At 72.3% G+C, this 24501-nt stretch carries 19 protein-coding genes and 1 pseudogene; 10 read left to right on the top strand and 10 right to left on the bottom strand.

Features of this window, described 5'->3' with window-relative positions:
- Nucleotides 1-113: 113 nt before the first annotated feature.
- Complete coding sequence (locus ACFWPI_RS08270; RefSeq protein ID WP_380374424.1) at nucleotides 114-1526, bottom strand: protoporphyrinogen/coproporphyrinogen oxidase; 1413 nt, start codon at nucleotides 1524-1526, stop codon at nucleotides 114-116.
- A gap of 467 nt (nucleotides 1527-1993) precedes the next feature.
- On the opposite strand from ACFWPI_RS08270, the gene ACFWPI_RS08265 reads away from it, so the two are divergent.
- Genes ACFWPI_RS08265 through ACFWPI_RS08255 form a run of 3 tightly spaced genes read left to right on the top strand, consistent with a single transcriptional unit; the run spans nucleotide 1994 to nucleotide 5110 of the window.
- Complete coding sequence (locus tag ACFWPI_RS08265) at nucleotides 1994-2782, top strand: class I SAM-dependent methyltransferase (RefSeq protein ID WP_380374421.1); 789 nt, start codon at nucleotides 1994-1996, stop codon at nucleotides 2780-2782.
- A complete protein-coding gene (locus tag ACFWPI_RS08260) occupies nucleotides 2779-3807 on the top strand; it encodes a terpene synthase family protein (protein WP_380374419.1) in 1029 nt (342 codons plus the stop codon). Before ACFWPI_RS08265 ends, ACFWPI_RS08260 begins: the two co-directional genes overlap by 4 nt.
- Nucleotides 3791-5110, top strand: a complete 1320-nt coding sequence (locus ACFWPI_RS08255; protein ID WP_380374417.1) for a cytochrome P450 — start codon at nucleotides 3791-3793, stop codon at nucleotides 5108-5110. Before ACFWPI_RS08260 ends, ACFWPI_RS08255 begins: the two co-directional genes overlap by 17 nt.
- 80 nt (nucleotides 5111-5190) lie before the next feature.
- Here the strand turns inward: ACFWPI_RS08255 and ACFWPI_RS08250 are convergent, their stop codons facing one another.
- Together ACFWPI_RS08250 and ACFWPI_RS08245 are read right to left on the bottom strand one after the other, a co-directional pair.
- Nucleotides 5191-5841, bottom strand: a complete 651-nt coding sequence (locus ACFWPI_RS08250) for a dihydrofolate reductase family protein (protein WP_380374414.1) — start codon at nucleotides 5839-5841, stop codon at nucleotides 5191-5193.
- Nucleotides 5842-5959: 118 nt separating this feature from the next.
- Nucleotides 5960-6772: a DMT family transporter gene (locus ACFWPI_RS08245; protein ID WP_380374472.1), complete on the bottom strand. Its 813-nt coding sequence runs from the start codon at nucleotides 6770-6772 to the stop codon at nucleotides 5960-5962.
- Nucleotides 6773-6910: 138 nt separating this feature from the next.
- Between ACFWPI_RS08245 and ACFWPI_RS08240 the strand changes: the two genes are divergently transcribed.
- Nucleotides 6911-7816 carry a LysR family transcriptional regulator gene (locus ACFWPI_RS08240; protein WP_380374412.1) on the top strand — a complete coding sequence of 302 codons (906 nt, stop codon included), beginning with the start codon at nucleotides 6911-6913 and terminating at the stop codon, nucleotides 7814-7816.
- Nucleotides 7817-7874: 58 nt separating this feature from the next.
- Here the strand turns inward: ACFWPI_RS08240 and ACFWPI_RS08235 are convergent, their stop codons facing one another.
- Together ACFWPI_RS08235 and ACFWPI_RS08230 are read right to left on the bottom strand one after the other, a co-directional pair.
- A complete protein-coding gene (locus ACFWPI_RS08235) occupies nucleotides 7875-9083 on the bottom strand; it encodes an SMI1/KNR4 family protein (RefSeq protein ID WP_380374408.1) in 1209 nt (402 codons plus the stop codon).
- A 434-nt stretch (nucleotides 9084-9517) separates the two neighbouring features.
- Nucleotides 9518-10147: a TetR family transcriptional regulator gene (locus tag ACFWPI_RS08230; protein WP_380374405.1), complete on the bottom strand. Its 630-nt coding sequence runs from the start codon at nucleotides 10145-10147 to the stop codon at nucleotides 9518-9520.
- 68 nt (nucleotides 10148-10215) lie between these two features.
- Between ACFWPI_RS08230 and ACFWPI_RS08225 the strand changes: the two genes are divergently transcribed.
- From ACFWPI_RS08225 to ACFWPI_RS08215, 3 genes are all read left to right on the top strand, one after another.
- Entirely contained in the window at nucleotides 10216-11697 is a 1482-nt protein-coding gene (locus tag ACFWPI_RS08225) for an FAD-dependent monooxygenase (protein ID WP_380374402.1), read from the top strand.
- Nucleotides 11698-11869: 172 nt separating this feature from the next.
- Nucleotides 11870-12448 carry a TetR/AcrR family transcriptional regulator gene (locus ACFWPI_RS08220; protein ID WP_063352578.1) on the top strand — a complete coding sequence of 193 codons (579 nt, stop codon included), beginning with the start codon at nucleotides 11870-11872 and terminating at the stop codon, nucleotides 12446-12448.
- Nucleotides 12449-12593: 145 nt separating this feature from the next.
- A complete protein-coding gene (locus tag ACFWPI_RS08215; RefSeq protein ID WP_380374400.1) occupies nucleotides 12594-13982 on the top strand; it encodes a hypothetical protein in 1389 nt (462 codons plus the stop codon).
- Between the two features lie 68 nt (nucleotides 13983-14050).
- Here ACFWPI_RS08215 and ACFWPI_RS08210 read toward each other — a convergent pair whose 3' ends face one another.
- From ACFWPI_RS08210 to ACFWPI_RS08200, 3 genes and pseudogenes are all read right to left on the bottom strand, one after another.
- Nucleotides 14051-14830 (bottom strand): SDR family NAD(P)-dependent oxidoreductase, encoded by a 780-nt coding sequence (locus ACFWPI_RS08210; protein ID WP_380374398.1) that lies wholly within the window; start codon nucleotides 14828-14830, stop codon nucleotides 14051-14053.
- 32 nt (nucleotides 14831-14862) lie between these two features.
- Nucleotides 14863-15216, bottom strand: a pseudogene (locus ACFWPI_RS08205) (SDR family NAD(P)-dependent oxidoreductase); the annotation flags it as partial.
- A 102-nt stretch (nucleotides 15217-15318) separates the two neighbouring features.
- Nucleotides 15319-16155 (bottom strand): helix-turn-helix transcriptional regulator, encoded by an 837-nt coding sequence (locus ACFWPI_RS08200; protein ID WP_380374396.1) that lies wholly within the window; start codon nucleotides 16153-16155, stop codon nucleotides 15319-15321.
- Between the two features lie 685 nt (nucleotides 16156-16840).
- On the opposite strand from ACFWPI_RS08200, the gene ACFWPI_RS08195 reads away from it, so the two are divergent.
- From ACFWPI_RS08195 to ACFWPI_RS08185, 3 genes are all read left to right on the top strand, one after another.
- On the top strand, nucleotides 16841-20998 hold the full coding sequence (locus ACFWPI_RS08195; RefSeq protein WP_380374393.1) for a hypothetical protein: 4158 nt from the start codon (nucleotides 16841-16843) through the stop codon (nucleotides 20996-20998).
- A gap of 223 nt (nucleotides 20999-21221) precedes the next feature.
- Nucleotides 21222-22154, top strand: coding sequence for a DsbA family protein (locus ACFWPI_RS08190; RefSeq protein WP_380374391.1), 933 nt, complete (start codon nucleotides 21222-21224; stop codon nucleotides 22152-22154).
- A 237-nt stretch (nucleotides 22155-22391) separates the two neighbouring features.
- The gene (locus ACFWPI_RS08185) at nucleotides 22392-23270 is read left to right on the top strand and encodes a DsbA family protein (RefSeq protein ID WP_380374388.1); all 879 of its coding nucleotides are present in this window, start codon (nucleotides 22392-22394) and stop codon (nucleotides 23268-23270) included.
- A gap of 49 nt (nucleotides 23271-23319) precedes the next feature.
- Here the strand turns inward: ACFWPI_RS08185 and ACFWPI_RS08180 are convergent, their stop codons facing one another.
- Both ACFWPI_RS08180 and ACFWPI_RS08175 read right to left on the bottom strand, forming a co-directional pair.
- Nucleotides 23320-23793, bottom strand: coding sequence for an STAS domain-containing protein (locus ACFWPI_RS08180; RefSeq protein ID WP_380374385.1), 474 nt, complete (start codon nucleotides 23791-23793; stop codon nucleotides 23320-23322).
- Nucleotides 23794-23970: 177 nt separating this feature from the next.
- On the bottom strand, nucleotides 23971-24300 hold the full coding sequence (locus ACFWPI_RS08175) for a helix-turn-helix domain-containing protein (RefSeq protein ID WP_363373927.1): 330 nt from the start codon (nucleotides 24298-24300) through the stop codon (nucleotides 23971-23973).
- Between the last annotated feature and the right edge of the window lie 201 nt (nucleotides 24301-24501).

Below are 24501 nucleotides of genomic sequence, written 5' to 3'. Positions count from 1 at the left end.
GCCTCGCGTATGACAGTCACGTGTCTCGCCCATGCGGTCACGTGACTGTCATACGTGTGAGGAAGCCGGCCGTACAACGCGACCAGCCGCCGGCGGTGGCGGATGTCATCGCCTCAGGTCGCGAGGGGCAGGTCCAGGATCCGGCGCGCGGCGCGTTCGCCGGTGGCGAGCGCGGCGTTGGTGGTGCTGTAGGCGAAGTGGTCCCCGGCCAGTTGGACGGGGGAGGCCGGATCCAGGCTCGCGGTGAAGGCGGCGAGGTCCCGGTATCCGCCGGCCGGGCGGGCGAGGACCGCGTTCTCCCAGCGCTGGACGACGGCCATCTCCCGGTGGTCGTCGATGTGGGCGGCCAGGTCCGGCATCACCTCGCCCAGGGCCGCGCGGGCGTCGGCGATCACCGTGTCGTCGTCGAGGGCCATCCGGGCGGCGTTCCAGTCGTGCCGGAAGATCAGGGTGACCAGGCCACGGCCGGCGGGGGCCCGGCCGGGGCCGAGGTTGTGCTCGTACAGCGCGACGCACAGGTCCGGGTGCTCCCGGCGCGGCACGGCGACGCCCAGGGCCGTCTCGGCGGGAGGCCGGCGCAGCCCGAAGGTGACGTGGACGTCGCTGGTGTACCGGACCCCGTCGAGGTAGCGGCGCTGGTCGTCGTCGAGGGTGGTGACGATCCGGGCCGCGACCGGGGCGGGTACGGCCACGACGCAGGCGCGGGCCCGCTCCGTCCGGACCTCGCCGTCCCGCTCCCACACCACCGCAACCCCGGCCCCGTCCCCGTCCCCGTCCCCGTCCCCGTCCCCGTCCCGGCGGACCTCGGTCACGTGGGCGCCCAGTTCGACGCGGGTGCCCGGGGCGCGCATCACGGGGGTGTCGAGGAGGTGTTCGGGGAGGCTCCCGACGCCGCCGTCGAAGGTGAAGCTCGCGGCTCCGAACGTGCCCCACATGATGCAGAAGGCGCCGACGGCGGCGACCTCCTCGGCGGGTACGAGGAACTGGGTGCCGCACAGGGGCTCGATCAGGTAGTCCAGGAGTTCCCGGTCGAGCCTGCGCAGGGCGTGCTCCCGGGCGCTCTCCCCGTCGATCCCGGCGGCGCCGGACATGTCCTCCCAGCGCAGCCGGCGGCGGGCGGCCGCCAGGTCGCGCAGCAGGTTCAGCGCCTTGAACTTGGCGCGCCACCCGAGCAGTCCGGTCCGCAGGAGTCCCGAGGCCTGGACGAGGGAGAGCCGGTGCACCCGGCCGTCGCGCAGCACGCCCAGTTCGTCCGAACACGGGAGCATGCGCGTGGCGAGCCCCGCGTCCTCCAACAGCCGGATCATGGGTGCGTAATTCCGGGAAAGCCAGCTCGCGCCGCGATCGACGCGATATCGGACGTCTCCGACCGGCACTTCGCGGGTGGACATCCGCCCTCCGACGTGGCCTTCCTTTTCGAACAGGGTGACGTCGCAACCGGCCTGGCGCAGCCGAAAAGCGGCGGCCGTTCCCGCGATTCCGGATCCGACCACGATCACGCGGTCCTCACGGGCCTTTTCGGCCATGTGGCGCCTCCTCGGACATCCCGGTTCCCCGGGTTTCTTTTCGCGCGGGCAGAAACACTCTGGGACGGCGCGGAGTTGTCCGTCAACCCCACCGGATCTCCGCCGAAGCGGTCATCGCGCCGCCCCGGCCGGCACCTTGACGCCCCGTTGACACCCGTGGACACCGGTGTTGAGATCGATGCGAATCGAGGGCGGCGGCGGTGCGCCGCCGTCACCGTCGCCGTGTTCACGGTCTCCCGCGCGAGAAACCGCGAGAAGCCGCGAGGAGCTACAGGAAGCCGCGAGAAGCGAAGCATGAAATCCGGTGCGCCGCACCGAACGGACTGGCGTGTCGCCAGGGGGCGGTGCAACGGCGCTGATCCAATCGGCGAGGAAAAAGGAGGTACCGCATGCGGAAGGAACCGCCGACGGAACGCGAACTCCCGGCGTACGGGGACGAAGTCCTCGCCTTCGCCCACCCCGCACAAATGGAACGTCTGAACGCCCTGGCCGGTTTGTGCGATCCCGCGACGACGGGCGATCTGGCGCGTTGGGAATTACCGGCCGGGGCCCGTTGTCTGGAAATCGGGGCGGGCGCCGGGACCTTGGCCCTGTGGCTCGCCCGCCGTCACCCCGAGGGCGAGGTGACGGCCACCGACACGGACCTCCGCTTCCTCGCGGGCCTGCGCCACCCGGCCCTGCGGGTGCTGCGGCACGACGTGCGCACCGAAGGGTTCCCGCCCGACACCTTCGACCTCATCGTCGCCCGCAGTGTCCTGTGCCACCTGCCCGATCGCGCCTCGCTGCCGGGGCGCATGGCGTCCTGGCTGAAGCCGGGCGGCCGCCTGTACATCGAGGACCCCTCGTTCTTCCCCTCCGCGTCCTCCCCCGATCCGGTCGTGCGGCGCCTCGGGGCCGCGGTCACCACCACCCTGGCCACGACGCTCGGCAGCGACGTGGCGGCCTGGGCCCGGTCGTTCCCCGCCCCGCTGCGGGGCCTGGGGCTCGGCGAAGTGGGGATGCGGGTGCACTGCCCGACGCTGACGGCGACCAACGCGGCGGGGCGGGCCTGGGCGCTCTCGATCGCCGATCTCCTGCCGGCGATGGCACGCTCCGGGGCCCTCGCGCAGGCGGAAGGGGCCGAGGCGCTGGCCCACCTGCGCCGCCCCGGGTTCGTCGACACGGCGCACGCGATGATCGCCATGTGGGGCGTGCGCCCGGCGCAATGCCAGCCGGAACGACAAACGGCGCAACAACCGAAGGCGGGGGCCGCATGACGATCGACGTGCTCAAGGGCTCCGCGATCCGGGACGTCCCGGCCCGCCACGGCGACCACGCCGAAACCGCCGACGCGCAGACCCTGCGGTGGGTGGAGGCCGCCGGCCTCTGCGAGACGCCGGCGGAGCTGCGCAACCTCGCGCGGATCCGCCCCGGGCTGTTGGCGGCGTGGTGCCATCCGCGGGCCGGCCGGTCGGACAGCGCCCTGGTGGCGATGTGGATGGCCTGGCTGTTCCTCCTCGACGACCGGATCGACGAGGGCGACCTGGGGCGTGACGCCGATCGCCTGGAGGAACACCTGCACGAGCCGCTCGGCATCGTCTCGTACGGGTCGGCGCCCACCTCGCCCATGGGGCGGGCCCTCGCGGAGATCGTCGAGCGGGCCTCGGACGCCATGCCCGACCCCTGGGTCCTGCGGTTCCGTCGTCACGTGGCCGACTACCTGTCCGCCTGCGTCTGGCAGGCCGCCCACCGGCAGGCCGGCCACGTCCCGTACCCGGACGGGTTTCCCGCCTGGCGCCGGGCCTTCGGAGCGATCATGCCCTCGTTCGACCTCGTCGAGCGGACGGACGGCTGCTTCCTGCCCCCGTCCCTGTACTACTCCCGCCCCTTCCAGGACCTCCTCGTCGCGGCGGCGGACCTGGTGTGCTGGACCAACGACCTGATGACCGTGGACAAGGAGGCCGCCCAGGGCGACCCCCACAACCTGGTGCTCGTCACCGCCCACCACGGCGGCATGGACCGGCACGCCGCCGCCCTCCTCGTGACGGACGCCTTCGAGGACCGCCTGCGGGCCCACGCGCGGGCCCGCCGCGAACTCACCGACCTCACCCGTGCGTTCGCCACGCCACCCGCCCTCCGGCGGCAGGCCGACCACTGCGCCGAGGCGCTCCTCGACTGGGCCCGGGGCCACCTGGAATGGGGCCTGGGCACGCCCCGGTACCGCACCGGAACGACAACGACAACGACCGCGCCTGCGCCGCCTGCACCCACGGGAGAGGACCACCATGCCGACACCCCCTGACCCCACCGGCCGCCGCCCGGCCCGGGTGCCGGGCGCCGTCCCGCTCCTCGGGCACGCGATCCGGCTGGCCAGAGCGCCCCTGGCCTTCCTCGACGCCCAACGCCGGTACGGGGACGTGGTCGAGTTCCGCATCGGCCCCCGGCCCTCCTACCTCCTCAACCACCCCGACCTGGTCATGGCCCTGCTGACCGGACCCGGGGGGCGCTTCGACCGCGGCGAGATCTTCACCAAGTCCCGCCCCCTGTTCGGCAACGGCATCGCCGTGGCCGACGGCACCCACCACCGGGACCGCCGCCGCGTCGTCCAACCCCTGCTGAGCGCCGCCCGCCTGCCCGGATACCTCGACACCATGGCCGAGTTGGCCACCGCCCGGGCCGACTCGTGGCACCACGGCCAACGGATCGACCTCAACGCCGAGATGGCCGAACTGACCCTGAACGTGGTGGCCGCGACCCTCTTCGGCCGTCCGCTCCCCGCCGGCGCAGCCTCCGTCGTCCACCACGCCCTGCCGGTCGTCGTGGCCGGACTGGGCCGCAGGGCCTACGGGCCCGCAGCCGCGTTCCTCGACCGGCTGCCCAGCGCCGAGCGGCGGAGCTACCACACCGCCCTGAGCGACCTCCACGGCGTCGTCGACGCCCTCATCGACGCGGACCCGCACAACGCCGCCCTGACGCACCTGTCGGCCGGCGCCGACCGGCGGCAGGTCCACGACGACGTGACCTCCCTGCTGGTCGGCGGCTCCCACACCAGCGGCGCGGCCGCCGCCTGGCTGTTCATCCTCCTCGCCCGCCACCCGGAGCTCCGCCGCCGGGTCCGCGAGGAGATCCGCCGGGTCGTCGGCGACCGCCCCGTCGAGCCGGCGGACCTCCCCGCGCTCGTCCTCACCCACCGCGTCGTCCAGGAGACCCTCCGGCTCTACCCGCCGATCTGGCTGTTCCCCCGCCGTACGGGCAGTGCGGTGGAACTGGGCGGCCACCGGCTCCCGCCCGGGGCCCAGATCTTCTACAGCCCCTACGCCCTGCACCGGGACCCCCGCTGGTACCGCAACCCCGGCGCGTTCGACCCCGACCGCTGGGACCCGCAACGGCACCCCGCTCCCCCGCGCGGCGCCTACCTGCCCTTCGCCGCCGGTGTGCACGGCTGCCCCGGCGGCGACTTCGCCCTGGCGGAGCTCACCCTCCTGACGGCGGCGGTCACGGCCGCCTGGCGAGTGGACCCGGTTCCGGGCAGCCGCCCCCGCCCGATGGCGGCGGCCACCCTCGGCCCCGCGCCCCTCACCGCGACCGTGACCGCGCACTCCTGAGCCCGCCTCCGAGCCCGCCTCCGAGCCTGCCCCTGAGCGGCCGTCACCCGGGCGTCGGCCGCCCGAGGCGGGCCCTCACGTCACCTCCGCCAGAACAGGTGGTGCGTCACCCCGCTCGGGCTGGGCACCACCTCCAGGTGGAACCGGTCCAGCAGGTCGTCGGGGGACTCCCAGAGCCGTAGCCCGGGGCCGAGCTCCACCGGCGACACCGCCACGTGCAGGGTGTCGACGAGGTCGGCGGCGAGGAACTGCCGGATGGTGCTCACCCCGCCACCGAGCCGGACGTCCTTGCCCTCCGCGGCCTCCCGCGCCCGTGCGAGGACCGTGGCCGGGTCGCCGTCGACGAAGTGGAACGTGGTGTCGGAGAGCGTGAACGACGGACGCTCGTGGTGGGTCATGACGAACACCGGAGTCCGGAACGGGGGTTCGTCACCCCACCAGCCGCGCCACTCGTCGTCCTGCCAGGGCCCGCGCTGGGGCCCGAACTTGTTGCGGCCCATGATCTCGGCACCGATGTTGCGCGCGAAGTCCCGCGTGAAGTGGTCGTCGAGGCCCCGGCTCCCCCCGGGAGCCGTCCGCATGGGCCAGCTCGCCGTGGCCCCGGCCCAGGCGAACAGCTTCTCGGGATGGTCATGGCCGAACGGCCGCTCGAAGCTCTGGTGCTCGCTGGCACCGGCACCGACGCCGTCACCGGAGACGTTGAAGTTCATGACTCTGAGCAGTTGGTCCACGTGTTCCCTCGTCAGATCTCGTCGCATCACCGTGCGGCAGGGCGCCGCACATCATGACGTCGCAGCGGACCCGGCCGAATCGACATCGGCCCGAAACTCTTTCTCGGGGCTCCGCTCATCACTCGGGGTTGGCGGGGGCGGTGGTGACGGCGACCGCGTTCGCTCCGACGATCACCAGCATGGCGAGCCAGGACGCCGCGCCGAGGTGCTGGCCGAGCACGACGAGACCGATCAGCGCGGCGAAGACCGGGTTGACGCTCATGAACACGCCGAAGAACTGCGTGGGCACCCGCCGCAACGCCAGCAGATCGGCCAGGAAGGGCACCGCCGAGGACAGCACGCCGGCGGCCAGCGCGCAGGCCAGGGCGGCGGCGGTCGGGGGACGAAGGCACAGCACCACGATGCCGACGGGCAGGTAGAGCACCCCCGAGAGCGCGGCGGCGGCGCCCGAGCCCTCCAGCCCGGGCAGGCGGCGGCCGACGACACGGTTGAGCAGGATGTAGCCGGCCCAGCACACCGCCGCGAGCAGGGCCAGGACGATGCCCGGGTAGTCGGTGGAGGGCGAGGGCCGGGCCAGGACGACCACCGCGGCCGCGGCGGCCACCGCACACAGGGCGTCGATGCGCCGGCGCGAGCCGGCCAGGGCCACCGCGAGCGGGCCGAGGAACTCCAGGGTGACGGCCAGCCCGAGCCCGATCCGGTCGATCGCCGTGTAGAGGGACAGGTTCATCACGGCGAACACCATCGCGAGCCCGAGGACCGGACGCCACTGCGCCACCGTGAACGACCGCGGCCGCGGCCTGCCGACCGCCCACAGCACCCCGGCGGCCACCCACTGGCGGACGGCCACCACACCCGCAGGACCGATCACCGGGAAGGCGAGCGCCGCCATCGAGGCTCCGGCCTGGTTGGACAGGCCGGAGCCCAGCATCAGCGCCACCCCGGCCAGGCGCCCGTCGCCCTGGGCGGTGACGCCCTCATGAGAACCCTTCAGCACCATGCCCTCCACAGTGGAGCCGGCGCAGCCATGCGCAAAATGCATTCACCGACCCATTGATACGCTCGGCGTATGGATGAGCGACGACAAAGTCCCGCCGATCTGGAACTGAAGCACCTGCGCTGCCTGGTCGCCATCATCGACACCGGCAGCTTCACCGACGCCGGCCCCGAACTGGGCATCTCCCAGGCCGCCGTCTCCCGCAACCTGCACGCCCTGGAACAGTTCCTCGGGGTGCGGCTGCTGCACCGCACCAGCCGCACGATCGCGCCCACGCCGGCCGGCGTACGGGTCCTCGCCCGCGCCCGCGTCCTGCTCGCCGGCGCCGACGACCTGGTCGCGGAAGCGACCGCCGGCCACGCCCGACTCCACCTCGGCCACGCCTGGTCCGCCTTCGGCCGCCACACCACCGACTTCCAGCGCCGCTGGCACGAGCGCCACCCCGACGTCGAGCTGCGCCTCGTCCGCCACAACTCCCCCACCGGCGGACTGGCCGAAGGCATGTGCGACCTCGCCGTCGTCCGCGCCCCGCTCGACCTGAAGCCCTGGTCACACGCCCTGATCGGCCACGAACACCGCATCGTCGCGCTCGCCTCCGACGACCCGTGGGCCCGCCGGCGCAGCATCCGCCTCGACGAGATCCCCGCCCGCACCCTCGCCATCGACCGCCGAACCGGCACCACCGCCCTGAACCTGTGGCCCGAGGACCAGCGGCCCGCCGTCATCTACACCCACGACATCGACGACTGGCTCGCCGCCATCGCCACCAGCCGCTGCATCGGCGTCACCCCCCAGGCCACCGCCGCCCAGTACCGCCGCGACGGCATCGTCTACCGCCCCCTGCGCAACGCCGCCCCCGTCCCCGTCCACCTCATCTGGCGCCGCCAGGACCCCCACCCCGCCACCCACGCCGCAGTCGCCCTCGCCATCGACCTCTACGGCGAGAAGCCCGGCCCCCCACCGCCCCCACGAAAGTGACAGCGGCACCCCAGCAGAGCCGCCTCACTCTCCCGGGCACACGAGATCCGCGACACGGCTACGGCAGGGGGCCGAGGTCGCCTTCGATGACGGTCTCCGTGATCAGGGGGCGCTCCCACAGGGTGAGGAGTTCGTTCGCGAGGGCCATGATCGGGCGCAGGTCGTGGTCGCTCGGGGCCTCGATGGCGGCGGCCGACAGGCCGCGGGGGACGGCGCCGACGTCGAGGAGGCAGCGCCAGTCCTCCGGGGTCAGCTCCAGGAACTCCAGTCCGGTCAGCCGGGTGACCTCCCGGGGGTCGGCGAGCGCCCCGGGGCCGGCGTAGAGGGTGCGGAGCCGGGGCAACCCGACGACAGGGGTCAGACTGACCGGTTCGCCGCGCCACCCTCCGAGGGTCAGGACCTCCAGGTCGGGGTGGGCCGCCGCCTCGACGCTGTTGGGGACTTCGCCGTGGAGCCTCGCCACCACCGGCATCGGGTCCAGGCTCCGACCGGAGTACCAGCTCCGGTCCGGGTCCCGCACCAGGTCGGTGAGGGACTCGGCGAACAGGCAGGCGCCGACGCTCCGCTCGTGGTCGAGCACGATGAGCTGCCCGAGGTGGCCGCCAGGGCCGGGGGTCAGGTCGACGACCACCAGGTCCCCGCCGCCCGTGTCGCCGATGACGATCCACCCGGGCGAGCCGACCAGGTCCTGCACGGCGGCGTCGGGCGGGGTGACGCACGCCTCCGTCGCCGCGTGCTCCCAACGGAACGAGGAGCGCGAGCGGTCGGCGATGACGAGCCTGTCCAGGGAGCTCAGCTCGAAGCCGAGCGCGTCGCCGACGCGGTCGGACGCCTCCCAGCACGCCTCGGCGTCCTCGACGTCCTCGTCGTTCTCGTCGTTCTCGTCGTTCTCCGTGTGCTCCCACCACCGCGCGGCGGTCACCCGGTAGAGCACCTTGATCTCTTCTGGCAGCGCCACACCCAGGCGGGCCTCCGCGGCGGCGATCTCCTCCTCGGTGGCGCTGGTCTCGTCGGGCATCCGCTCGCGCAGCGTCCGCTCCAGCAGCTCCAGGTCCACGGAGGGAGCCGGCGCCGCCCCGGGCACCGGCTCGGGCAGGCGCCGCCACGGCTCGGGCACCGCGCCCTCGACCAGGGTGAGCGCGCCGGGGTGGGCGTTGCCGATGCCCGGGTCGACGGCCGGGCCGTGGTCGAACAGATGGAGCGCCGCCTTCCCGCAGATGGAGCGCCGCCTTCCCGCTCGCCGGTATCTCCACGGCGAAGGCGACATCACCGGTCCCGGCCTCGATGAGCGCGGCCCGGACGCGTTCGATCGCGTCGTGCTGCTCCTGGTTGTCCGACACCAGCATGGCCCGCCCGGCCTTCGGGTAGCGCATCCTCACCGGCACGCTCCACCCGTGCCGGCCGATCAGCCCCGCCACCTCGCCGCCCGGCGCGGCGAGCGCCTGCGCGTGGTCAGCCCGCAGGAGCCGCAGCAGGGGCTCCCAGGTCGCGAAGTCGTACAACGAGGACGACGAGGACGGCAAGGACGGCAAGGACGGCAAGGACGGCAAGGACGGCAAGGACGGCAAAGGCGACGAGGACGGCAAGGACGACGACGAGGACAACGAGGGCCTCCAGCAGATCCGGTGATCACGGCAGTGGCGATTATGACGCCCACCCCCGACAGTCCGGAGTGCTCCGGGAGGCCGATGCACCTGGGCGCTACCCGTGCTGCCCCAGTCCGTCGCGCAGCAGGTCGAACGCCCGCTCTGCGGCGCGGACGGCCTCCGGGTAGCGGTCGTCGGCGGACGCGCCGTCGGCCAGGCATTCCTGGTTCAGGACCGCCAATTCCCGCTGCACCACGATCACCTGGGCAGCCACCAGGCGTGCGTCGAGCGGGTCGATGCCCGCTTCCAGTAGTGCCTCGGCCAGTGCGTCGCTTCCGCGCACGGTGTAGCGGATCATCCGCGCCGCCAGGCTCTCGGTACCGACGATCATGCGGAGGAAGGCCATGACCTCGGGGTCGTCGCACAGGCCGGTGTTGGGGTCGCGGCGTGCCAGGGCGTCGAGCATGGCGGCGCGCAGCGCCTCCAGCGGCGGCTGGTCGGCCGGGCGGGCGCGCACCGTCCGGGCCGCTTCGCTCTCGTGGTCGGCGAACCGCTGGAGTACGAGGTCTTCTTTCGTCGGGAAGTAGGCGAAGAGGGTCCGCCGGGAGACCTCCGCCGCCTCCGCGATCTCGGTGATCGAGACCTGGTCGAAGCCCCGGTCGAGGAAGAGGCGGATCGCCGTCGCCGCGATCGTCTCCCGGGTGCGTTCCTTCTTGCGTTCCCGCAGGCCCATCTGCTGATTCATGCACTCAGTCTACCTCGTGGTAGACTGAGTGCAGAATTGCACCCAGTTTCTTCTTTCGGGAGGTCATCGTGCGAACCGAGGTCATCGTGGTGGGGGCGGGCCCGACCGGGCTGATGCTGGCGTACGAGCTGACGCTGGCCGGGGTACCGGCCGTCGTCGTCGAGAAGCAGCGCACCCCCAGCACCCAGTCCCGGGCGGGCGGGCTCCAGCCGCGCACCGCCGAAGTGCTCGACCTGCGCGGGCTGCTGGAACCGCTGCTCGCGCAGGAGCCGTCCGAGACCACCGGCGGGCACTTCGCCACCCTGCCGGTCGAGCTGGACTGCCGGCCCTGGCGCACCCGGTACCCCCACCCGGTCAACGTTCCGCAGGTCCGGCTGGAGGCCCACCTCGAACGGCTCCTCGGCGAGCAGGGCGTCCCCGTGCTCCGCGGCCACGAGGTGACGGCGGTCGCGCAGGACGCGGAGGGGATCACAATCACCTGGCACGCGGACGGCGCCCCCGGCGGCGGTGACGCGCCCGGCGACGGTGAGATCCGCGGCCGCTACCTCGTCGCGTGCGACGGCGGGCACAGCACGGTCCGCCGGCTGCTGGGTGTCCCCTTCCCCGGCCGGGAGCGCCGGATGTCCGCCGTCGCGGCCGACCTCACCCTCGCCTCCCGGTCCGAGACCGTCCCCACCGAGCGCAAGCACTTCAGCCAGTACACCCGCGTGGCCGGCGGCTTCCACGCGATCCTGCACCCCATCGGCCCGGACCTCTACCGGATGCTGTTCGGCAGGCTCTCCGGACAGGGCCCGGACCGCGAGACGCCGGTCTCGGCCGACGAGGTCCGCGAGGCGCTGCACGCCGTGTACGGCCCCGACACCGAACTGGGCGAACTGCGCGCCGCCTCCCGGTTCGGCGACGCCGTGCGCCAGGTCGAGCGCTACCGCGAGGGCCGGGTGTTCTTCGCCGGGGACGCGGCGCACATCCACATGCCGATCGGCGGCCAGGGTGTGAACCTGGGACTCCAGGACGCGGTCAACCTGGGCTGGAAGCTCGCCGGCACGATCCGCGGCTGGGCGCCCGACGGTCTGCTCGACAGCTACCACGAGGAGCGGCACCCCGTCGCCGCGCGCGTGCTGCGCCACACCCGGGCCCAGGCCGTGATCATGAATCCCGGCCGGGACGAGGAGCTCGGCACGGTCCGCGAGCTCGTGACCGAGCTGCTGGGTCTGCCCGACACCAACCGGTACGTCTCGGGCATGATGTCCGGCCTGGACCTCCGGTACCCCGGCGTCGGCCCCCGGCTGATCGACCTGGACCTGACCACCGAGGACGGCCCGACCCGGGCGAGCCGGCTGATGCGCTCAGGCCGGGGCCTGCTGCTCTCCCTCGACGGCAGGCGACGGTCGGTCGGCGACCGGTCCGACCGGGTCGAGCACGTCCTGGCGAAGACCGACGAGGACGTGGACGGCGCCGGTGCCCTCCTGGTCCGCCCCGACGGCTACCTCGCCTGGACCGACACCGACGGCACCCCGCTCGACACGGCCCTCGCCCGCTGGTTCGGCTGAGGCCCCGGGCGGTTCGTCGGTACGCCGCGGTCCACGGCGCACCGACGGACCGCCCGTCGCGCTGTCGCCACCTGCCGCACGGGGCATCCGCCGGTTCTGCGGAGGCCTCACGTCGGGAGGAGCGCGGCCGCTCTATCTGGAGCATTCGATCCAGATAGGCTACGGTGAAAGCATGGCAAGGACCCGGGAGTTCGACACCGAGGCGGCGGTGAGCCGCGCCATGGAGCTGTTCTGGACGCGCGGCTACGAGGCGACCTCGGTGCGCGACCTGACCCAGCACCTGGGGATCGGGCAGGGGTCCCTGTACGCGGCGTTCGGCGACAAGGCCGGCCTGTACCGGGCCGCGCTGGACCACTACCGCGCCACCCTCGCGGCGGATGCGCTGCGCAGCCTGGAGGAGGGGACGGATGTCCGCTCGGCGATCCGCACGATGCTGATGGAGCGGGTCCGCATCGCCGCCGAGCACGGCGGTCGGGGCTGCCTTGCGGTCAATGCCGCCTGCGAGCGCCTACCGGGGGACTCGTCGATCCGGCGCACCGTACGGGACATGCAGGATGTCAGCCGGGACGCGCTCGCGGAGGTGCTGCGGGTCGCGGCGGAACGGGGTGAGATCGCGGCGCGGCACGACCCGCACAGCCTCGCCGCCTTCTTCGTCACCTTCCTCAACGGGCTGCTGGTCTCCTCGAAGATCACACCGGACCCCGAAGCCCTCGAACCCGTCGTGGAGGTCGCGCTCGCCGCCCTCGACTGACTTTTTCATGCCCGCAATCTGTATCGCACGATCCAGATAAGGGGCCGGACCCGCATCCGGCGCTCCACCTCTGCTCCACCTCTGCTCCATCCCTGCTCCATCGAAACGCGCCATCGAAACGCGCCATCGACACTTCGGAGGACCCGTGCCCATCGCACCCACCCCGAGTACGCCCGCTCTCGGCGGCAGCCGCTGGAACACCTTCCCCGCGGCCGGCACCGCCCTGACCGCCCGTGACTTCTTCACGGCCACGGAGCCGCTGCTGCAGGGCGTCATCGATGACAACGCCCTCACCGCCGCCGACGGCGAGGTGCTGGAGACCCAGATCCGCGCGACCCTCGCCCTCGGGACCCGGGAGACCTCCCTGCCGCTGGCCGTCGGCCCGGGCAGCGCCCCGGCCGCTCGCGAACTGGGCGCGCAGGCCGAGGAGATCGGCCACGAGCTCGCCTCCTGGGCCGCCGCGGCCCTGGAGCGACTGCTCGCCGACCGGATCGCGCTGCCCGCCGGCCCGCTGGTCGTCCGCAGCCACTGCTACGGCCACCTGCTCACCCCTCCCGCGACCGACCTGCTCCTCGGCCGCCGGGGCGGACCCGTCACGATGCAGCTCTACAACGAGTGGCTGCACCAGGTCGTCCTGCTGCGCGACGCCCTGCTGCCCTTCACCAACTGGCAGGACGTCCCGCTGCTGATCACTCCGACCGGGCTGCGGCACATCGAACCGGCCCGGGACGCGTTCCTCACCGAACTCCTGGTCCGCCGGATCCGGCACACCAGCATCGTGGCCTTCGCCCGCCACGCCGTCACCGGCACCTCCGACACGTCCGGCACCTCCAACCCCTCCGGCCCGGCCGGCTACGGCTTCGAGTCGAGCGGCGGCACCGCCCTGCCGGCCGTCCTCGACCAGCCGCCCCTGACCGCCCCCCGGTACCTGCTGACCTGGCGCCCCGACCCGGCCGCCGACGAAACCGTCACGCACGTCGCCGAGTTGCGGGACTACTACGCCGCGCCGCGCACCCTCGTCGAACACCTGCCGCCCGCCACCACCACACCGGGGCCGCTCACCGGCCGTATCACCGGCCGCATCGTCGCCGGGCCGGTCGCCGACGGGGCCCGCACCGCCGCCATCGAGCTCACCCACGACGGCGCCACCGCCCACGTCGACCTCGGCCAGGCCCTGCGCGGCCACCGCTTCGCCCACCGGCCGGACAGCGCCACGGGCGCCGACGCGCTGCCCGCCGACGCACCGGCCACCATCCCGCCCGCCGCCGCGGACGTGTGGACGGCCCTACGCGCACCGGGGCTGGTGTGGACGGAGGCGGGCGACGCCGTCCTGGACGCCACCGGCCAGGGCGACCTCGTCGTCCTGGCCCTGCTCGGCCGGCTCTACCCCGAGAACGTCACCCTGCACCCCGCCGACCGTCCCGTCACCCACCCCACCGACCGCACCACCGACCACTCCGCCGACCGGGCGACCGCCTCCGGCAACGGCCCGAGCCGGCTGGTGGCCCGGATCGACCCGCCGCGGACCAGCTGACACCCGCTCCACCTGGAAGGGGCCGCCCCTCGGTAGCCGACACCCGGCCACCGAGGGGCGGGTACGGGTCAGCCGGCCCGGTAGCGGGTGGCGAGTTCGGGGCTCTGCGCGCCGAACGCCGCCAGCTCGGCCCGGAAGACGGCGTCGAGGAGGCTCGCGTCCTCGACACCGGGCGCGCAGACGACTTCGCCGAGTTGCAGGCCGCGCAGGGCCGCGGTGACGACGTCCTCGGCACTCATCCTGGGTACGGCGCTCAGATCGAGGCCCTGGCGCTCGTGGAACTCGGTGGCCACCACCCCCGGACAGACGACCTCGACCTGGACACCGGTGCCTTCGAGCTCGGCCGACAGCGTCTGGCTCATCGCGACCACGTGGGCCAGGGCGCCGGCGTAGACGGCGCGGCGGGGCAGCTGGGAGTGCGGGGCGGGGCCGCTGAAGGCGATCATGCCGGCCACGTTGATGATCGCGCCCCGGCCGCGCTCCTGCATGCCCGCGACGGCGGCACGGGTGAGCAGGGTGGGGGCGAGGACCTTGACGCCGACCAGTTCGCGGGCCAGGTCCGCGGGCAGGTCGGCGAGCGGCATGTAGTGGGCGACGCCCGCGTTGTTGACCAGCAGCGTCAGCGGTTCGGCCGCGCAGATCCGCGCGACGGTGTCGATGCCCTCGCCGGTGGACAGGTCGGCGGCCACGGATCGCACCTCGACCCCGGTGTGGGCGGCGGCGAACTCCTCCAGCCGCTCCCGGCGCCGGCCGACCAGCACCAGGTCGTAGCCGTCGCCGGCCAGCCGCTCGGCGAATGCCCTGCCGATCCCGGAGGTGGCGCCGGTGACGAGTGCGAGGTTGCTCATGCGCGTCGTTCCCTGTCGGTAGTCGGCCGTGGCGGCCGGAAGGCGTGGGTGACGCGGACGAGGCCGAAGACGTTGGTGGCGTAGACGCTCTCCAGGTCGGCGGCGGTGATCTCCGCAGGCGGGTTCCACCTGCCCGAGATGCCGGCGTTGTTGACCAGGACGTCGAGCCGGCCGGCTTCCTCGCGGATCAGCCGCGCGGCGGCCTGGACGGACTCCTCGTTGGTGACGTCGAGCTGGACCGCGCGGGCACCGATCCGCTCGGCCGTCTCCCGGCCGCGCCCGAGGTCGCGCGCCCCGAGGTAGACGGTGTGCCCGGCCCCGGCCAGTCGGCGGGCGGCCTCCAGGCCGATCCCGCGGGTGGCTCCGGTGATGAGTGTGGTCGTCATGGCGTGCTGTGAAGGCGTCGGGCCCCGCGTGATCCGGGGCTCCTCGCGCCTTCACCTCCTTTCCGGGTGGGTGGGAAGCGCACGGTCGCGCCGTGCGCGTTCCTACGGTGTGCTCAGGGCTGTGAGCCGTTGTCTGCTCTCCTCGTCGGCGGCGGGCATGACCGCGAGGAACTGGTCGCGTTCCTGGGCGACGGTGAGGACCTGCCAGTCCAGCCGGACCTCGCCGACGACCGGGTGCAGGATCCGCTTGCTGCCGAAGCTCCTGCCGGAGACCCGGTACGTGGTCCACCAGTGCTGGAAGTCGGAGTCCCCGGCGCTCAGCTCGGCGACCAGTTCGGCGAGCCTGGGGTCGCCGGGGTAGCGGCCGGCGTCCATCCGCAGGTAGGCGACGCACTCGCCCGCCGACAGGTCCCAGTCCGACACGCGCTCGCGCGTCCGCGGGTCGAGGAACGTCAGCCACAGGTAGTTGCGGTGCTCCTCGGGGACCGCGGCGAAGTCGAGCAGCAGCTCGGCCGCGAGGTCGTTCCAGGCCAGGATGTCCATGAACCGGCCCAGGACCACGGCGGGCGTGGTCCGCAGATCGGCCAGTACGGCCAGCACCGCGGCGGGCACGACCTGGTGCCGTGAACGCCGCTGTCGGCGGGCCGGGGCCAGGTCGGCCAGCCGGCGCAGGTAGTCACGCTGGTCGTCGTCCAGCAGCAGGACGCGGGCCAGCGCGTCCAGGACACTGCCGGACGGTGCGGGCAGCCGCCCCTGTTCGAGGCGGGTGTAGTAGTCCACGCTGATCCCGGCCCGCCCGGCCACCTCCTCCCGGCGCAGCCCGGCCACCTTGCGGGACCGTTCGTACACGGGGAGTCCGACCTGTCGGGGGGAGACCTCCGCGCGTCGGGCACGCAGGAACGTGGCGAACTCCCGGCGCTTGTCGTTGTTCGTGCTCACACCGGCCACTGTGCCAGGGCGCAGCGCGGCACTTTGGTGCGCCCGCGTTCTGATCGCAGCCCCGCCCCTCCACCCCTGCCGCCGGAGCGGCCGGGCCGAGGTCGGGCCGGGCCGGGCGCCGGGTCCCGGGAACCGGGTGTGCCACGGGCGGCGGTCTGCGGTGTGGCCAGCCGGGTGAACCTTCGCCAATTTGTCCGTATCGCCTCGTTTATCACATTTTTTTAAGAAAAACTGACTGCAGAACAGCCCGGCTTGTCCTGCCCTGCTGCGCGGCGGCCCCGTGCGTCCAGTACTCGCCGACGCCGGCCGTTCGTCCGACAGGCCCTGGGAGCACCGATTCACCAGACACCGGCAACAGACGCGGCCACTGATCCGCCCGACGATGCGTCCGACGATGCGCACGACCCGGTGTGCCGAACGGTGCTGCCCGACCGAGGCCGCCGCCGATCGCGGCTGACGCTCCGCCGGCTCTCCCCCGGACCGGTCCGGACGGTGCGGGCGCCCCCGGCGCGGGCGGGCGCCACCGGACGGACCGTAGGTCCGACTCCACCGCATCTCCCAGACCCGTGTACCGGCACGGCCGGCCCCTTCTGTTGCTCCCTCAACGCGCCGCCACACCATCCGCAACCCCCGTTCCGCTTCTCCGGGCCGACGCGGCCCCGGCGCAGGATCGAAAGGAATCGTCATGAGGCGCTGTGCGACCGCACGCACGGCCCGGGACCGCCGCCGTGCAGCCCCGTCCGGCGTACGACGGCAGGGCGGGGCGCTGCGCGCCCGGTCCCCGTACGGACCCGAGGCACGCGCGGCAGTGGCCGGACTGCTCGGCATCGTCGCGAGCATCGGGCGACTGGCCCGCAGGACCGCCGTCGCGCTCCTGCCACCACGCGAAGGCTCCGCCGCCGAGGCTCTGCGGGCCTTCCGCGCCGCGCTCGCCGTGCTGGTGGCGGTCGCCGCGACCGTCACCTCGCTCGCACTGCCGGCACACGCCGCCCCGGCCACCCCGCGTGCCCCCTCCACCGGGAAGCCGGCGGGCCGGCAGCAGCCGGTGACGTTGGAGAAGACCGGGACCGACCTGGCGACCGGCAGCAGCACCACCACCCAGGGCGACACCGTCCAGTGGGTGGTCTCGGCCACCAACCCGGACGGCGCCCCCGCCAACACCGTGATCACCGACGTGATCCAGGGCGGCCCGGGCAGCACCCCGCAGACCCAGTCCTACGTGCCGAACTCGCTGAAGGTGCCTCCGGGCTTCAGCAGGCAGTGGTCCACCGACGCCGGCACCTCGTTCACGTCGACGGACCAGGGGGCGGCCACCAACGCGATCCGGGCGACCAACCCGGTGTTCGCGTCCCCGGCGACCGGTCAGGTGGTGCAGATCCCACCGCCGTTCACCCCCATCAACACCGCCACCGGCGGCGACGGCTTCACGCCGATCCTCTATACCGCCACCATCAACGGCATGCCCACGCCCGAGGTGTGGAACATCTACCACCACGGCGCGTCCAGCCAGGCTGCCGTGGTCTGCACGGACCTGCTGACGAACGGTCCCTGTCCCCTGCCGGACGGCACACCGGCGTCCTGGCCCCAGCCGCTCAACTCCGCGGCCGTCGGCGGGACGAGTGGGGACCTCGGCAGCACCCGCACACCCACCTACGTGCAGTCCAGGTCCAAGCTGTACTACGCGGCCGTCAGCCGGGTGACCTTCGCCGAGATCGGCGTCGGCTGCATCGACCTCCAGGCGCAGAAGAGCTGCGGCTTCGCGCCTCTGCAAACCGGCTCCGGCAGTGTCGTCGGCGGCGTGGTGGAAGCGCCGAACGGTCTGATCCACGCCGTGTCCGGCACCGGTGAGATCCTCTGCTACGACCCCACCGCCAACGCGTCCTGCGGGACCTTCTCCATCGGCCTGCCCCCCAACGAGGGCCAGGGCGGCTTCACCGGGGACTACTCGGGCACGATGACGGTCATCAACGGCAAGATCTACGTCAGCGACAACGAACCGGTGCCCAATCCCACGGTGATGTCCTGCTTCGACCCGACGACGAACGCGGCCTGCACCGGCTGGACCACGCCCAAGGTCCTGGTCACTCCGACGGCCGGCGGCGCCGCTCGCGCGGACAACGTCTTCGCCACGTACGACTCCGCAGGCACCGCCATCGGCGTCTGCTCGGTGGTCGGCGGCGTGCTCGCGGAGACCAACCCGCCGGTGGGCACCGTGGTCTGCTTCGACTTCGTCGGAAACCCGATCGCCGCGGCACCGGGCCTACAGACGCTGGTCAGCACCAACGTGGCCTCGGGCGAGAGCAACTTCCAGATCCCGCTGACCATCACCGCCCCCAACGGGCACCTGGACACCGAGTTCCCGTACTGGATCTACCTGGGCAACACGCCGACCCTGAACAGCACCGAGTACTGCTACGACTGGACCACTCAGTCGCCGTGCGGCTCGTTCGGCAACGCGGGCGTCGTCAACGGCCCGCCCAACGTCGACGGCGGCTACACCAGCCCCTACGGGTTCGCCTACGACGGCCAGTGCAAGTACAGCCTCGGCGACGTCGGGTTCCTGTTCTCGATGGACCCGACCACCGGCGCCTCCCCGTGCCTCAAGACCAAGGCGCAGGGCAGCCTCGACCCGAGCGCGTACTACTGCGACGGCAAGACGGGGCACGTGACGTCGTACGGCACGGTGAGCCTCGTCGACATCGATCCCACGACGGTCAACTTCGCGCAGTCGTCGGTGACCGTGAAGGACTCGAACGGCGCGGCCCTGGGCACGTTCCCCTTCGACACCACCACCATGAAAGCCGACATCTCGTCCGTCCCGATCAGCGCCTCACCGATCCAGGTCGTCGCCAACCTCACCCTGATCAGCGGGGCGTCGTTCACTCCGGACAACCAGCCGAAGATGCAGGTGACGTTCGTCGGCGACCCGCCGCAGGTCTGCTACCAGACCAAGGTCAGCGAGGACTGCACCGTCACCTCGGTGAGCGACCAGGCCACAGCGACCACCAACGGCATGGCCCCGGTCACGTCCAACACCGTCACCCTCCAGGTGACTCCCGGGCCGTCCTGCAAGCCTGAGCTGACCGTGCTCAAGGAGGTCTGCACCTCGGCGAACCCGGGTGACTGCGGGCCCGGCGGCAGCGGCCCCTGGGCGAGTCTCACCACGGTCGCACCGGGCGGTACGGCCTACTGGCGCATCACCGTCACCAACCCCGGGACGGTCCCCGTCACGGGCATCACCCTGACGGATGCCGTCACCCCCGCGTGCGCCACAGCGGCAGGAACGTTCAACCTGGCGGCGGGGGCCAACAGACAGGTCTTCTGCAACCTCCCCAACGTCACCGCCCCGACGACGAACGTCGTCACGGCGACCTTCCCGGGGCCCGGCGGCACCCCCATCACCACCCCGCCCTCCGAAGCAACGGCCAACGTTCCGTCGCTGACGATCGTCAAGGAGGTCTGCACCTCGGCAACCGCCGCCGACTGCGGATCCGGCGGCAACGGCCCCTGGGCCGGCGTCACCACCCTCCCGCCCGGCGGCACCGCCTACTGGCGCATCACCATCACCAACACCGGTGCGGTCCCGGTCAACGACATCACCCTGACGGATGCCGTGACCCCCGCGTGCGCCACAGCGGCAGGAACGTTCAACCTGGCGGCGGGAGCAAACAGGCAGGTCTTCTGCAACCTCGCCAACGTCACCAAGCCCACCACCAACGTCGTCACCGCGACCTTCCCGGGGCCCGGCGGCACCCCCATCACCACAGCGCCGTCGGAAGCGACCGCCAACGTGCCGTCGCTGGCCATCGTCAAGGAGGTCTGCACCTCGGCAACCGCCGCTGACTGCATCGAGGGTGGTAACGGCCCCTGGGCCGGCGTCACCACCATTCCGCCCGGCGCCACCGCGTACTGGCGGATCACCGTCACCAACACCGACGGCGTCGACATCTCCGGCATCACCCTGACGGATACCGTCACCCCGGCATGCGCCACAGCCGCCGGCACCTTCAACCTCGCAGCAGGAGCGAACAAGCAGATCTTCTGCTCCAGCTCGCACCTGACGGAGTCGACGACGAACACCGTCACGGCCACGTTCCCCGGTCCCGGTGGGACGCCCATCACCACCCCGCCCTCCGAGGCCACGGCGAACGTTCCCTCGCTGGCCATCAACAAGGAGGTCTGCCAGTCCGACGTCCCCGGCAACTGCGCCGAGGGCGGGTCCGGTCCGTGGGGCAAGGAGACGACTCTCCACAAGAACGACGGCAAGGAGGACTGTGACCGCGACAAGTGCAAGGCGTACTGGCGGATCACCGTCACCAACACCGGCGCGGTCGACATCAGCGGCATCACACTGAACGACCAGCAGGAGGCCTCCTGCGTCGTCGCTGCGGGGATGTTCAGTCTGGCCTCCGGGCAGGAGAAGAGGTTCTTCTGCTCCAGCGTCATCACGGAGGACACGACCAACACCGTGACGGCCTCCTTCCTGCCGCCGAACGCCGCGCCCGGGACCCCGCCGATCACCACTCCCCCGTCCTCCGCGATCGCACGCTGCACCCCGCCCTGCGACAGGGACAAGTGCAACGAGCACAAGCCCGAGCCGGGTGACGGCCACGGCCACGGCGGTCACGGCGACGGGATGGAGGTCGGCCACGGACCGGAGCCGGCCGGCTACCCGCAGCCGGGTGGCGGCAACGTCTCCGGCCCGAACGGCGGGGTCCTGCCGCACACCGGCGCCGCTGTGGTGCCCTTCACCCTCACGAGCGCGCTCCTGGCGGGCCTCGGCGCCCTGCTGGTCGTGGTCGTCAGGGTTCGGCGGAACCGGAAGGGAGTGAGGAGCGAGTGATCGCAGCCTGACCGGGGTCTGATCGGCCCCGACCGGTGGCCCGGGAACACCCGTTTCCGGGCCACCGCCCTGTCGTGGCGTTGCTGCGTTCGCATAATTGCTGATTGACGATCGGTACGGTGAGCAGCTCATCGCTCTGCTCATGTCTATAAACGGGGGGGGGGGAACAAGGCAATCACTCGACATCCGGCCGTCGAGTGTCGAACCGATTGGAACGAATCCCATGGCCTTCTGGGACGACGAGGATGCCCCGAATCCGACAGATGACTCCCCCGCGCCGTCCGATCGGCGGCAATCCGTCCGGACCGGGTCGGCGCACCGGACCCGCAAGCGCGTCCTGCTGGCCGTCACCGTGGCGGCCGTGGTCGTCGGCGGCGGATTCCTGTTCCGTCCGGGGTTCGGACCCGACCACGCCGAACCCCCGTCCGGGTCCAGCGGGGACTCGATCCCGGTCGGCTACCAGCAGGCACCCGCCACGCTGGTGGTCTACGAGGACTACGACTGCGCCGCCTGCCGGAAGTTCGCCGAGCGGTTCGACCCGACACTCCGCCAGCTGGTCGCCGAGAATCGCCTGGTCATCCAATACCACCCGGTGACGACCGACGGCCGCAAGACCTCGGCCCAGGCCGCCAACGCGGCGGCGTGCGCCCAGGACGCGGGAAAGTTCACCGCCTTCCGCGAGGTGCTCGTCGCGGAAGGCAAGCAGGATCCGGACGCGAAGCAGGACCTGCGCTCGCTCGCCGACCGGGTGAGCGAGCTGCGGTCCGCGGCGTTCGACCGGTGCGTCGACGACGGCACGCACGCGGGCTGGGTGAGCCGCGAGAGCGGCACGTTCGCGAAACAGTTCCACACGGACGCACCGGTGGCCGTGCTCAACGGCGACCGGGTCGAAATCGACGGTGACGGAGCTGCCACCAAGCTGTGGAAGACGGTCGAGGACCTCGCGCTGAAGGACCCTGGCTTCCACCCGCCGGTGAGCACCCCGTCGCACCCGCGCGCCTCGACGGGCCCGGCCGCCACCGCCTCGGGCTCGGCGCACGCGGCCTCCTCCGCCTCGGCGGCCTCCTCGCCCAGCAGGGCGAGGACGGCCGAAGCGTCCGGGCGTACGGCGGCGGCTTCCGGCGCCAGGGAGTCATCACACGCTTCCGACGACTGACGACCAGTCGCCCCGGCCGTTGTCACGCGACGGAACACCCCCGCCCGGTTCAGCGCCGCGCGTCACTCCCGGTCAGGACCGACCCGGCGGCTGAGGGCCACTGCGAGACGGCGGCCCGGAGTAATTCTTCCGGTGGACGCGGAAGGGCGGAGAGGCATTCCGTCCCCTCCGTGGGCAGAACTCGCACCGAATAATTCGGGTTCAACGTTCAGAAACCAACCAGCGAACGAGGGGAACATGAGCCGGGCAAATCGAAATGGGAAGCTGATTGCACATGAGCGCAGGCGCGCGGAACGCGCGGCGCGGGAAATTCTCGCGAAACGTCGACGCCGTTTCATGGCATTCGGCCTCGTGCCCGCCGTCGTGACCTCTGCGGTGATCACAGGGGTCGTCGTGCAGACGTACCGGTCCCAGGACGACCGGCCCGCCCTGGCGCCCCTCGGAACCGTGGCCGGAGGCAAGGCCATCGAGGTGGGGGCGGAGAAGGCTCCGGCCACCCTGGAGGTATACGAGGACTTCCGCTGCCCCGCCTGCCAGGCGGCCGAGGCGCGCCTCGGCGAGGTACTGCAGAAGTACGTGCAGTCCGGTCGGCTGCGCCTGGAGTACCACCCCCTCGCGGCCATTGACGCCGGCCTTGGCGGGAAGGGTTCGCTGCGAGCGGCCAACGCCGTCGCGTGCGCGCAGGACCTGGCCAAATTCGCCCATTACCATGCCGTCCTCTTCTCCAACCAACCCGAGGAGAAGAACGACAGGTTCGCCGACCGTGCGGAACTCCTTCGGCTCGCCGAAAATGTCCCCGGACTGCGGACACCGGCTTTTGAGCAATGCGTCAACAAGGGAACGCACGAGGCTTGGGTGCGCACTGTCACGGAGGAGTTCCGCGACCACGAATTCCGGGGGACGCCGGCCATGCTGCTCAACGGCAAGCAGCTCGACGGGCATGCCGGTGGGGCCATGGCCTCGAAGGAGGCGTTCGAGGGCGCGGTGCTCGAAGCCGTCGCCGAGGCCGGCGGGCCCTCACCGTCGCCCTCGGCGTCACTCCCCTCTTCGCCTGCGCAGCCGCCCGAGCATGCGGCCCGTCCGCGTTCGACGCCGAGTTCGGCCCCATCGCCCTGATCCGTACCGGCAGGCCCGCGCCAGGGGGGAGGGGGGAGTCGGCGTGTGGCTATGGGTCTGCGTTCTCGGTGTGCGGGGGGTCGGCGGGGCGTTCGGTGGCGGCGGGGGTGAAGAGGCCGGTCGTCTCGGTGATCGCGAGCAGGCGCTCGACCTGGGTGCTGGCCGCGGTGATCGCGAGGGTGCGGTCGGTGCGGTGCGCGGTGCTGCGCAGGCCCAGCAGGAGGTTGAGGCCGGAGCTGTCGCAGAAGGGGACGGCGGACAGGTCGACGTCGAGCCCGGTGCCGCTGGCCCGCAGCGCGCGTCCGAGGGTCTCGTCCAGGCCGCCGACGACGTCGAGGTCGATCTCGCCGCGGACCGTCGCACGGACCCGGTCCCCTTCGACGGCGAGCCGGACCAGCAGGCCCTTGGCGACGTGCAGGTCCGCGGGCAGGCTCCCGTCGGCCGGGGGCGGCGGGGGCGGCGCGGGGGATGGAGGAGTCGGGGTCGGGGCAGCGGGACGCGCCACGGGCGGCTTACCGCGCATGGTCTCTTCTCCTGCCTGTGAGCCATGGGACGACATCTCCAGCGTCTGCCGAATCCCTTCTCACGTCAACCAATACGTGAACGGAAATTCGTCAATGGCAATGCGTGCAATCGGGTTCGGCCATGCGTGCCATCGGGGTGTCATCGGCCTGTCATCGGCGTGCCATCGGCGGCGTGGTCAGCGCAGCAGGACGGCCAGTAGCTCCGCCAGCGTCGGGCCGCTGTCGGCGGGGTGGCGCAGCTGCTTGCCGTCGATGACGCGGTAGACGTTCGAGCGCCCGACCCGGTGGTGGCTGAGATAGCCCGCCGCTTCGAGGTCGGCGATGATCCGCTGGACCGCTCGCTCGGTCAGCAGGCAGCTGGTCGCGATGTCGCGCACCCTGATGCCCGGGTCCCGGGCGATCTGCACCAGGACGCGCGCGTGATTGGTCAGGAACGTCCACTGGCGCCCGATGGCCGGCTGTTCTTCCACGCCCTCAGGATAGGGCGGTCGCGTTGGCTGAGACATGAGAGGAATTCGCGTGCTCCTTCCCGCTTTTCGTGGTCGCGGCGCGGTCTCGCGCACGGCCTGCATCCGCTCGCCGATCTCCCCCCTTGTGGTCCTCCCGGTGGTCCTCCCGCAACAGGACGATGGCATCGTTCGACATTGCCCGTCTCCTCACTCAGAGGCTTCCCCTCCCGACTCCGGCGTGTCCCCCGCTGCCCCTGT

The sequence above is a fragment of the Kitasatospora sp. NPDC058492 genome (genome assembly GCF_042720685.1).
Taxonomy (GTDB): Bacteria; Actinomycetota; Actinomycetes; order Streptomycetales; family Streptomycetaceae; genus Kitasatospora.
The sequence above is the reverse complement of the archived record's forward strand: the minus strand, read 5'-3'. Positions and strand labels throughout refer to the sequence as shown.